This is a genomic window from Mesorhizobium sp. M7D.F.Ca.US.004.01.2.1, from assembly GCF_003997785.1.
GTDB classification, from domain to species: Bacteria; Pseudomonadota; Alphaproteobacteria; order Rhizobiales; family Rhizobiaceae; genus Mesorhizobium; species Mesorhizobium loti.
Genome location: NZ_RZRQ01000619.1, coordinates 1 through 1,664, shown reverse-complemented (window position 1 = coordinate 1,664; position 1,664 = coordinate 1). Strand labels below are relative to the sequence as shown.

Genomic DNA, 1,664 nt, shown 5'->3' with positions numbered 1-1,664 from the left:
GAGGATACTCTTCTCATGCAAAGTCATGCTCGAGCCGTAGTTGTCGGCGGCGGCTGCGTAGGCGCGGCCATTCTCTACGGTCTGACAAAACGCGGCTGGACGGACGTCGCGCTGCTGGAGCGCACGCAACTGACGGCCGGCTCCACCTGGCACGCCGCCGGTCTTATCCCGTCCTACGCGCGCAGCATCAACATCGGCCGGATGATCAAGAAGACAATCGAGATCTACGAGGACCTCGAAGCGGAGACTGGCCAGCATGTCGGCTGGCACAAATGCGGTCAGCTGCGCATTGCCAACACGCGTGACCGGTTCGACGAGTACAAGAGCTACATGAGCGTCGCCGAGGTTCAAGGGATCCGCGCTGAACTCATATCGCCTGCCGAAGCGCGTGCACTCTGGCCGCTGCTTGAAAACAACAAGACAATGCTCGGCGCCCTCTATCATCCCGATGACGGCCATATCGCACCAGCCGACGTGACACAGGCCCTGGCCAAGGGCGCGCGTGATCGTGGCGCCAAGATCTACACGAACACCGAGGTCCGAAGCTTCGAGCGCATGTCGAATGGCGAGTGGAAAATAAAAACCAGTCAGGGGGAGATCGTCTGCGAGCACGTCATTTCGGCCACAGGCAACTATGCTCGCCAGACGGGTGCGATGCTTGGTCTCGAAATTCCGGCGATCCCGATCGTGCATCAGTATTGGATCACGGACGCGGTTCCGGAGGTCGTCGAACGCAAGCGTCAGGGATTGCCGGAAATGCCGATCCTGCGCGACGAGGGCTTTGAAGGCTATTTGCGCGAGGAGGGCGACGGGCTGATGTTCGGTCCCTATGAAAAGACCGAGCATCTGAAGTTGTTTGCCGAGAACGGCGTGCCGGAGTGGTTTGGTGCCGATCTCCTCGAGGAAGATTTCGATGCGGTCGCATGGAACTGGGAAAGGGCGATGGACCTGGTCCCTGCGCTGGGCCGTGTTGGCCTCAAAGCCAATGTGCGTGGCCCTTTTCAGATGACCGCCGACGAACTGCCGCTGGTCGGTCCTGCCTGGGGTCTCGAAAATGTCTGGATTGCCGAAGGCGTGCCCGGCGGCATCCTGTGGGGCGGAGCGATCGGCTATTATCTTTCCGAGCGCATCGTGGAGGGCGCTAACAGTCTTGACACATCCGAGATCGACTCGCGTCGCTTCGGCGACTACGCCAACAAAAACTGGACGCGCGAGAAGGTCCGTGAGGCTTGGGGTACCCATGCCGAGCTGCATTATCCCGGTCAGGATATGCCTGCTGCCCGGCCTCAGAAGACTGCGCCGTCTTATGACAGGCTCTCCGAGCGGGGTGCCGTCTGGGGCGTGCTCAACGGTTGGGAAATGCCGAACTGGTTCGCGCCGAAAGGCGTCGAAGCCAAGGACCAGTACAGCTGGCGCTGGACCGAGAAGGGCAAATACATCGGCGAGGAGGTTCATGCGGTACGCAACGCCGTCGGTCTTGTAGAAATGACGCCGATGACCAAATTCGAGGTCAGCGGCCCTGGTGCCGAGGCTTGGCTGGACTGGGTTCTTGCAAATCGACTGCCGAAGACCGGCCGTGTCAACCTCAGCCATCATCTGACACCGAAAGGCGGCGTCCAGGCCGAGTACGTAGTTGCCCGCCTCGAGACAGGAACCTTCTATCT

The 1,664-nt window shown here is 60.5% G+C and carries 1 protein-coding gene; it reads left to right on the top strand.

The window, feature by feature from the left end; genetic code table 11:
• Positions 1–15: 15 nt before the first annotated feature.
• Positions 16–1,664 (top strand): FAD-dependent oxidoreductase (locus tag EN993_RS35505; protein WP_127266211.1); only part of this gene is annotated, 1,649 nt, incomplete at its 3' end.